This window comes from Desulfovibrio sp. (assembly GCF_019424165.1).
GTDB lineage: Bacteria > Desulfobacterota > Desulfovibrionia > Desulfovibrionales > Desulfovibrionaceae > Desulfovibrio.
In genome coordinates, this window is sequence record NZ_JAHZAA010000002.1 from 41,246 (window position 1) to 50,030 (window position 8,785).

Genomic DNA, 8,785 nt, shown 5'->3' on the forward strand with positions numbered 1-8,785 from the left:
GCCCCAAGAACGCACTGAAACCACAGCCATACACAGGGCCGCCGCAAGAAAAAATCTTGCGGCGGCCCTGTCGTTCATAACGCGTTGCTGCTGTGCGACTATACCGGGGCTGTATGCGGCTACCGGCCCACATTGTTGTCATATTCCGCCGCGGCCGCAGCCAGGGCGGCAAGGTCTTTCCCGCAGATCAGATGCCGCAAGGCAGCAAATTTCTCCACGTTCCACTGATAGATGCCCAGGGCAAGCAGCGCGTCTGTGGTGCTCGCCGGAAAGCGCCTTTTAATCTCAACCGCCGGATTACCCGCCACAATGGCGTAGGGGGCCACATCCCTGGTCACAATGGCCCCCGAAGCCACAATAGCGCCTTCACCAATGGCGATTCCGGGCATCAGCATGGCCCGCATGCCGATCCAGGCTCCGTCGCCGATAACGGTATCTCCTTTGCCCACATACGCATCCGTAATGGTTTCGGGAAAAGGATACAGGCTGAACCAGTCCGTCCGGTGAGTATGATTGCCGCCCATAAGAATGACGGCCTCAGCCCCTATGCACACATAGTCGCCAATATAAAGCTGGTCCACGGGCCATTGGGATTCCCAGGCTTTCAGGCTGTATTCATCACCATAAAGGTATCTGACCACGCTCTCTTCAAAGGAGCCTGTCCAGGCATCGCTGTAGTAACTGTTTTTCCCACGCACATGAATATTGGGATTTTTTACAGATTCGTGCAGGTATTCAACCATGGACCAATGCTTTTTCCGGGGAGTCTGTTCAGGCAAGGCTCTGTTCCTTTTTTACTAGCCGCAGGCCACGCACGGCCCGTGGAGAAGCGTATACGGATTGGTGCACAGGTCAAGGCGCCAACACAAGCCACCCACAAGAAGCGTACTGTTGCACCGCCAACAGCCGCACCGCAGGCACATTACCGCCGCCCAAGCGCATTAAAACACACAGCCCTCCGCAGGCGGACTGCGAAGGGCTGTTATTATTGACGGCCATGCGTTTCAGAAATCAGGATTCCCGGCAGCCGGGGCCACCCGAGGTTCTTGCGATACAACGAATTGACAAGGCATTTTTACGGTTTGCTATCCAAACATGCCAGATCAATTTCGTTGACAGCGGAGTGCGGTGCGAAGGGAGTTCGCCGGATACCACGGGAAGCTCCCGCGGCAAAAGCCGCACAGCCCTCGCATCTGTTATATCGTGAAACCTCTGGCGTGCTCCGGGAAGAATGCGCAGAGCCCCCCGAGGGACAGCCCCTGACAGGCCCTTCTGCCGACCGCCGCGCAGGCGGCTCAACTGGTGACAATGAAGGCATTGCAAATGCTCGCTGTCTTAGTTGGTCACGTCGCCATCATAATGTTGCGGGCCGCGGCGCTGGCCGTCAAGGCCGTTATGCGGGCGGTCCTGGCGAGGCTCCGGACGTTCCATACGGGGTTCAGGGCGCTTGCCCGGCCGCTCGGCGGAACGGGCCGCCTTGTTGCCGTTACCGGGCTTGCCGGCGGGATGAACGGCCTTGTTACCACGCTGGCTCTTGCTGTCTGCGGGGCGGGCGGCCTGATGCGGTCTGCCTTCTTTTTTGACGTCTTTTTTGGCATAGGCCGCGCCTTTTCCGGCCTTGGGCGCGCTTTTTTCCGCCTTGCCCTTGGCGCTGCCGCTCTTTATCCCGGCCTTGGCGTCTTTTTTGACCTTGTTTTTGCCATTGGCTTTCGCACTGCTTTTTGCAGTGTTTTTAGTCGCCTTGGCATCTTTTTTGTAGCTGCCCCGCGCGTCAGCGCTCCTGCCCTTGTCCGTCTGCTGGTCATTACGGGCCACAAGCTGTGTACCCGGCTCCATGCGGAAGTTGTCCGCATTGGCCTGCGTCGGAATCCCGATGCACAGTGCCGCGGCCAGGGCGCACAGACCCAAAGGCCGCCAGAGATTTTGCATGGTCATGATGGTAATCCTCCTTGAAGGGCGCAATGCCCTGAGCTTCCATATGCCTATGCAGTTCCGGACGCAAGAGGTCTTTGCGTATTGCAGGGTTTCTTATTGTAACTATTGCTTTTTTTTAAATCTCTATTCAACAGGCCCGTTTTTTTCGGCTTCGTACTTCAGGCGCAGGGCGGGCGCTCCCAGGCCCTCTGCACGCGCCGCCCTGTCCACGGCCCCAGCCTCGGGGCGCACATAGCTGCGCCCCTCGATCTCATACGCCTTGGCGGGCATATCCTGTTCGCCAAGGCGTGTGCTTACACTCCGCCGGGGCAGGACCAAGCGCTCCACACGCTGGTGGCGCAGGCCAAGAGTATGGGTGTGGCGCAAAACAGCGCGGCTTGCCGTATCCTCATGCCCGGGCAGACAGAGCACGCGCAAAAGGCCGGAGGGCCGGTTTTTCTTGCCCACGCCCGGCAACCACAGCACATCGAGCACTTCAGGCATTTCGGCCAGCGCGCTGAGGGCCAGGCCCAGTTCTTCGCCGGTCAGATGATCCAGGTGGGTTTCAAGCTGGCTTACCATTTCCTGCCCGCCCATACTGTGGTCTGCCCCGGCCAGGCCAGCTTGCGGCCGTATAAGCCATGCGCGCAAGCCGTGCGCCGCCGGACGCGAGCCATAGCCCGTACCCAGGGCCGTCAGCAGGCCCCGGGGGCCATTGACAAACCCGTCTGCCAACGCATGCAGCAAGGCCGCGCCTGTCGGCGTGACAAGCTCCTGCCTGGAAGGTTCTTCCCCTTCGGGCGAAAAAACAGGCTTGCCGCGCAAAAGCCAGGCCGTGGCCGGAGCAGGCAGGGGAATGCGCCCGTGCTCGCAAACCGTACTACCGGAAAACCAGGGCAGGGGTGAAGCGGTAACCCGGCGCGCGCCCAGACATTCAAGGCCGTAGCATACGCCCAGAATATCCACCAGGGTATCCACGGCTCCCACTTCATGAAAATGCACTTCTTCCGGCCGGATCCGATGGGCCTGGGCCTCTGCCTCAGTCAGAGCGTCAAGTACGGCCAGCGCACGGGCGCGCACCCCGGCGGAGACGTCCACAGCAGTAAAGATGGCTGCAATATCCGCTGGATGGCGCAAAGGCTGCTCTTCCTGCCGCCAACGCACATCGGCGCGCATGCCCGGCCCCCCGGCCCTGAGCTCTTCACGGATCTCCAGCTCACAGGCTATGCCCGCCTTTTCCAGCGCTGCCGTCAGCGGCGCAAAGTCCACACCCAGGTGGGCCAGAGCGGCCAGTGTCATGTCACCACTGATGCCGCCGCTGCAATCCAGATACACTTCCATTACGCCTCCATCTCCATCGCGCCCCGCGCCGGACGCTCTCCCGGCCGCACTTGTGCAGCATCCGCCTGTTGTTGTATAAAGAGAAAAAGGCCGCTGTGTTCCGCAGCCGCCCAACTCTGAAACGTATCGAAAACCGGAGGGAAGCATGCCCGTACAAAACTGGATGACCACCGATGTTGTGAGCGTCACCCCGGAGACGTCTCTGCTAAAGGTGGGCAAGCTCATGAAGGACCACCATGTCCGCCGCCTGCCCGTGCTTGACGACAAGGGCCGTGTGGTCGGCATCATTTCTGACCGTGACGTGCGTGACGCCTCCCCCTCCAAGGCCACCACGCTCGACATGTACGAAATGCACTACCTGCTCGCCGAGCTCAAGGCCAAAAACATTATGACGGCCAACCCCATGACCGTCAAACCTTCCGACACGGTGGAACAGGCGGCCCTGATCATGCTCGACAACAAGATCGGCGGGCTGCCCGTGGTGGAAGACAACGGCAAGCTGGTGGGTATTATTTCAGATCACGATGTTTTCAAGGCCCTGGTGGACATCACCGGCGCGCGCCTTGGCGGCCTCCAGTTTGCCGTAGAGCTGCCCGACCTGCCCGGCACGGCCCGCCCCCTCTTTGACCTGCTGCGCGTCCACAACGCGCGCCTGCTGTCTGTTCTGACCGTAAGCAATGAGGATGGCAATCGTCACATATTTATCCGGGTGCGTGATCTTAAAAACGCCGCGGCCGAAAATACCCTGATGGAAGAGGTTGCAAAGCTCGGCCGGGTGCTGTATTGCATTCGGCAAAATGCCTGATCAACTCAATCAAGATTGGCGCATCCTTTCAGGATCGCTGAAAAAAAATCTTGACTGAATCAGTGGGGCAGACCAAAAAAAGCTGCCGGGGCTTGCCATCAAAATTTTTTTATGGCATAAAGGCATTCGTTGTGATTGCATTATGCTTTCGCGCCCATTGGAGGAATTCGGCCGGGTAACCCCGGTTGGCTGCGCCAGGAGCATATCGTTCCGGCGAGGTTGAGTACTATCTGTCCAAGGAGGACACACGCATGGCTGAGATCACCTATAAAGGCAAAAGCTTTGAAGTTGACGAAGACGGTTTCCTTCTGCGTTTTGACGACTGGTGCCCCGAATGGATGGATTATGTGAAGGAATCCGAAGGCATCTCCGAAATCACCGCTGACCACCAGAAGATCCTTGACTTCCTGCAGGACTACTACAAGAAAAACGGCATCGCTCCCATGGTCCGCATTCTGTCCAAGAACACCGGGTACAAGCTGAAGGAAGTGTACGAACTCTTCCCCTCCGGTCCCGGCAAGGGCGCCTGCAAAATGGCCGGCCTGCCCAAGCCCACCGGCTGCGTGTAGTCCGACCACTACATTCGGAAAAAAAGCGGAAGGGAAACCTTCCGCTTTTTATTTTTACAAAAAATTAGACTGACTGTAATTTACATTTTTTTGCAAACGCCCGGTCGGGGCTTGCAAACGCCAGAAACTGAACTATCCTCACATACAGAGCGTAACGCTCCGCCGCGCCGGAGATTTCTGCATCCGGCTCTGCTTCACTCCTTCGCCAAGGCTTTTCGCCGCTGCCGTATACGGCCCCGGTAAAAAACATTTCTGGCGCGCCATCCGCAACAACCTGCCCGGCGCGGGATTGCGCGCATACTTTACGCCGGGGCAAAAAAACGGTATCGCCCTGCCATGAAAATTCGTCTGTCATGGAAAAAGCTCACCCTCTGGCTGGTGAGTATACTGCTGGTCTGCGGCCTTCTTGGCGGCAGCGCTGTGGTCATGCTGTTTTACTGGGCTTCACGCGATCTGCCCGACATCAACCGCATTGCAGAATACAAGCAGCCCCAGGCTTCTGTCATTCTGGCACGAGACGGCTCCACCCTGGGCACGCTGTATCATGAAAAACGCTTTGTTATCGGCCTCAAGGAAATGTCGCGCTTTCTGCCCATGGCCTTTCTGGCTGCGGAAGACGATGCTTTCTACCGGCACATGGGCGTGGACCCCACAGCCATTCTGCGCGCGGCCATCAACAATTTTCGCAAGGGGCGGCAGGGCGAGGGCGGCAGCACCATCACCCAGCAGCTTATCAAACAGCTTTTGCTGACCTCCGAGCGCAGCTACGCCCGCAAGATGAAAGAGGCCATTCTGGCCTATGATCTTGAAAAAACCTACACCAAGGACCAGATCCTTACCATTTATCTGAACCAGATATATCTGGGTGAGCACGCCTATGGCGTGGAGGCGGCCGCACGCCCCTATTTTGGCAAGCACGCCTCGGATATAACCCTGGCCGCAAGCGCCGTTATTGCCGGTCTGCCCAAGGCCCCCAGCACCTACAATCCCTTCCGCCGCCCGGAAGAGGCCAAGAACCGTCAGATGTACGTTCTGGGCCGCCTGCGCGACCTCAAGTGGATCAGCCCCGAAGAATACGAAAAAGCCGTCGCCGAACCTCTGGTATACTGGAGCATGCCCGAAGGCATGGGGGGCGCGGCCCTGTGGTATCTTGAAGAAACCCGCCGCCTGCTCATAGAATTTTTTACGGAACAGAACCTCAAGGCCCTGGGTGTTGAGACGGACAAGTTCGGCATGGACTACGTGTACGAAGCGGGCCTTACCGTGCGTACCGCAATGGATCCGCCCCATCAGTACGCCGCCGGGGCAGCCCTGCGGCAGGGCCTGGAAGAGCTGGACAAGCGCCAGGGCTGGCGCGGTTCACTGGAAAAACTGGATGCCGAACAGCAAAAAGCCTTTCCGGTGCAAAAGGCCTTCAGCCCTCTTGACCTTGCAGGCAACAACTGGGTCAAGGCCCTTGTTGTTGCGGTAGACGCCAAAGAAGCCCGCGTAAATCTGGGCCAGGGGTATACCGGCCTCATCCCTGTGGGCAACATGTCGTGGGCGCGCAAGCCCAACCCCAGGGTGGCGGGCATTTACGCTCCGGCTGTCAAGGACGCCCGGCTTGTAGTCAGCCCCGGCGACCTGATCTGGGTTTCCGCGGCGGAAACCACGGTGACTGAAACCAGTGCCAAGGGCCGCAAGGAAAAGAAAACCATCTCCTTTGACCCGGCGGCTGCCAAGAAAGGCACTCCCATCGCTCTGCTGCTGCAACAGGAACCGGCAGTGCAGGGAGCCATTGCTTCCGTGGAAGCTGAAAACGGCGATGTGGTGGCCCTTATCGGCGGTTACCAGTTTGGCGACAGCCATTTCAACCGCGCCACCCAGGCCCGCCGCCAGCCCGGCTCCAGCTTCAAGCCCGTGGTCTACTCCACGGCTCTGGATATGGGCTTTACCGCTGCCTCCACCGTGCTTGATGCGCCGTTCGTCTATGTGAACCCCTATACCAACGAGGTATGGCGGCCTTCAAACTATGAAAAGAACTACAAGGGCGAACTGCCCCTGCACCAGGCCCTGACGCTCTCGCGCAATACCTGCACCGTGCGCATCGCCCAGCAGGTAGGCATTGCCAATGTTATCCAGCGGGCCAAGGCACTGGGGCTTGAACCCCACTTTCCGCAGGAGCTTTCAGTGAGTCTCGGCGCTGTGGCCGTTTCGCCCCTCAACCTGACCCAGGCTTACGCCGCCTTTGCCAACAAGGGGCTTGGTGTGCGCCCGCGCATCATCACATCCATAAGCGATCCGCAGGGGCGTGAACTTTACCGCCAGAATGTGGAACAATGGCAGGCCGTCACCCCGCAAAACGCCTATATCATGGCAACCCTGCTCAAACAGGTGGTCAATGCGGGTACGGGCAGCCGCGCCAGGGTGCAGGGCTTCAACATCGGCGGCAAAACCGGCACCACCAACGAAGAGCACGATGCCTGGTTTGTGGGTTTTTCACCCCACCTTGTCACGGGCGTCTATGTGGGCTACGACCAGTTGCAGTCCCTGGGTCGCCTGGAACAGGGCGGGCGTACCGCCGCCCCCATTTTCCGCTATTACCGGGTGGAAGTGGAAGATCGCTACCCTGCTGACGACTTTGCCATGCCCGAGGGCATCACCATGATGGACGGGCTTGCTTTCCGCACCGACATGCCCATACAGGGCGTTTCGGCCACAGCCGCCACTACTGAGGATGACAGCGTGGTGGACACCTCGCAGGGCGGCGAAGACCTCATGCGCCAGATGTTTTAGAGCATTTTCACGTTAAAGACGCCCTGGCGGCTGCGCGAGCAGGCGCTCTCCGTAGAGGCGCGAGCGCAACGTATTTGCGCTGTCAAACGTCGAATCGGGACGGGTGCGCCCGGACTTTGAGCATGTACATCCTCAAAGGCATAATGCTCCAGAACAGTTTTACTTTCAGGGTAGGCTGCTGAAAATCAGCATGTCAGGAATAGCCTGGCCCGACATAAACCGGAGCCGTGTTTTTACAGAGGGGGCCGCACGGCCCCTTCATGATGCCCGATACCGCGCACCAGCGCCGCAACACAAAGGAAATTCATGATTCCCTACGGTTCTCTTGTTGTCTATGTGACCCCCAAGGGCCGCCGCTATACCAAAAAACTGACCGAAGGTCAGGACTGGCACAGCAATGACGGCGCTTTGCCGGCCGCTGATGTGGCCCGCTGCGACTTTGGCAGCGTGATCTACACCAACCAGCAAGTGCCCATACAGGTCATGGAAGCCACCCTTTATGACCGCCTCAAGACGCTTAAACGCCAGACACAGATCATCTACCCCAAAGACATCGCCTATATCTGCCTGCGCCTCGGGGCCGGGCCGGGCCGCACGATCATTGAAGCGGGCTGTGGCTCCGGCGGTCTGACAACGGGCCTTTCATGGTTCTGCGGCCCCACGGGGCGCGTGGTCAGCCACGAGGCCCGCGAAGAGTTTATGGCGCTGGCCCGTCGCAACCTTGAGTGGGCGGGCGTGGGCCAGAACGTGGAGCTGCACCACCGTGACGTGGCCGAAGGCTTTGCCGTTACCGGCGCGGACGCGCTCTTTCTGGACGTGCGCACGCCCTGGGAATACCTGGACCATGCCCTTGCGGCCGTGCGCCCCGGCGCAAGCTTCGGCTTTCTGCTGCCCACGGTGGACCAGGTGAGCAAGCTTTTGCTGGGCCTTGAGCGCGGCCCCTTTGCCGATGTGGAAGTCTGCGAGATCCTCATCCGCCGCTGGAAGCCGGTGGCCGACCGCCTGCGCCCCGAAGACCGCATGAATGCCCACACGGGTTTTCTGGTTTTTGCCCGCCAGCAGGAACGCAGTCAGGACTTTGAATCACGCAAGCCCCTCGGTACGCGCGAACGCAAGCAGGAAGCTGCGCGCCTGGCCCGTCTGGGACTGGACAATGCCGCCGCGCAGGATGACGCAGCCGCGCAGGACACGACAGAAGACCAGGATTTGGCATAGCGCCCTGCCCCGTTGCGGGGTAAGCTTGTCTGCGATGACATGCCTCGCAGCCACAGGATATTATGTAACAACAAATCCCGCTCCGGGCAGGGCTGTGCAAAACGTACAGAGCCTGTCCGGAGCGGGATTTTGATGTTGCGGCAACAATATGTTCCGGCCCCCTGCA

7 protein-coding genes are annotated in these 8,785 nt (G+C 59.4%); 4 read left to right on the top strand and 3 right to left on the bottom strand.

Annotated features, from left to right (window positions below; translation table 11 throughout):
- Nucleotides 1-119 precede the first annotated feature (119 nt).
- From QZ377_RS01310 to QZ377_RS01320, 3 genes are all read right to left on the bottom strand, one after another.
- Nucleotides 120-779 carry a CatB-related O-acetyltransferase gene (locus tag QZ377_RS01310; protein ID WP_291438824.1) on the bottom strand — a complete coding sequence of 220 codons (660 nt, stop codon included), beginning with the start codon at nt 777-779 and terminating at the stop codon, nt 120-122.
- Between the two features lie 556 nt (nt 780-1,335).
- Complete coding sequence (locus QZ377_RS01315) at nt 1,336-1,935, bottom strand: hypothetical protein (protein ID WP_291438826.1); 600 nt, start codon at nt 1,933-1,935, stop codon at nt 1,336-1,338.
- Nucleotides 1,936-2,058: 123 nt separating this feature from the next.
- Complete coding sequence (locus QZ377_RS01320; RefSeq protein WP_291438828.1) at nt 2,059-3,255, bottom strand: LarC family nickel insertion protein; 1,197 nt, start codon at nt 3,253-3,255, stop codon at nt 2,059-2,061.
- Between the two features lie 145 nt (nt 3,256-3,400).
- On the opposite strand from QZ377_RS01320, the gene QZ377_RS01325 reads away from it, so the two are divergent.
- The 4 genes from QZ377_RS01325 to QZ377_RS01340 all read left to right on the top strand — a co-directional run bounded on the left by QZ377_RS01325 (nt 3,401) and on the right by QZ377_RS01340 (nt 8,619).
- Entirely contained in the window at nt 3,401-4,060 is a 660-nt protein-coding gene (locus QZ377_RS01325) for a CBS and ACT domain-containing protein (protein WP_291438830.1), read from the top strand.
- Nucleotides 4,061-4,311: 251 nt separating this feature from the next.
- Nucleotides 4,312-4,629: a TusE/DsrC/DsvC family sulfur relay protein gene (locus tag QZ377_RS01330; protein ID WP_012625537.1), complete on the top strand. Its 318-nt coding sequence runs from the start codon at nt 4,312-4,314 to the stop codon at nt 4,627-4,629.
- Nucleotides 4,630-4,965: 336 nt separating this feature from the next.
- Nucleotides 4,966-7,404 (top strand): PBP1A family penicillin-binding protein, encoded by a 2,439-nt coding sequence (locus tag QZ377_RS01335; protein WP_291438832.1) that lies wholly within the window; start codon nt 4,966-4,968, stop codon nt 7,402-7,404.
- Nucleotides 7,405-7,710: 306 nt separating this feature from the next.
- Entirely contained in the window at nt 7,711-8,619 is a 909-nt protein-coding gene (locus QZ377_RS01340; RefSeq protein ID WP_291438834.1) for a tRNA (adenine-N1)-methyltransferase, read from the top strand.
- Nucleotides 8,620-8,785 lie beyond the last annotated feature (166 nt).

What these genes read in the sequence shown, in the direction of transcription:
- QZ377_RS01315 (WP_291438826.1), bottom strand. Translation starts at nt 1,935, where the DNA reads ATGACCATGCAAAATCTCTGGCGGCCTTTGGGTCTGTGCGCCCTGGCC.
- QZ377_RS01320 (WP_291438828.1), bottom strand. Translation starts at nt 3,255, where the DNA reads ATGGAAGTGTATCTGGATTGCAGCGGCGGCATCAGTGGTGACATGACA.
- QZ377_RS01325 (WP_291438830.1), top strand. Translation starts at nt 3,401, where the DNA reads ATGCCCGTACAAAACTGGATGACCACCGATGTTGTGAGCGTCACCCCG.
- QZ377_RS01330 (WP_012625537.1), top strand. Translation starts at nt 4,312, where the DNA reads ATGGCTGAGATCACCTATAAAGGCAAAAGCTTTGAAGTTGACGAAGAC.
- QZ377_RS01335 (WP_291438832.1), top strand. Translation starts at nt 4,966, where the DNA reads ATGAAAATTCGTCTGTCATGGAAAAAGCTCACCCTCTGGCTGGTGAGT.
- QZ377_RS01340 (WP_291438834.1), top strand. Translation starts at nt 7,711, where the DNA reads ATGATTCCCTACGGTTCTCTTGTTGTCTATGTGACCCCCAAGGGCCGC.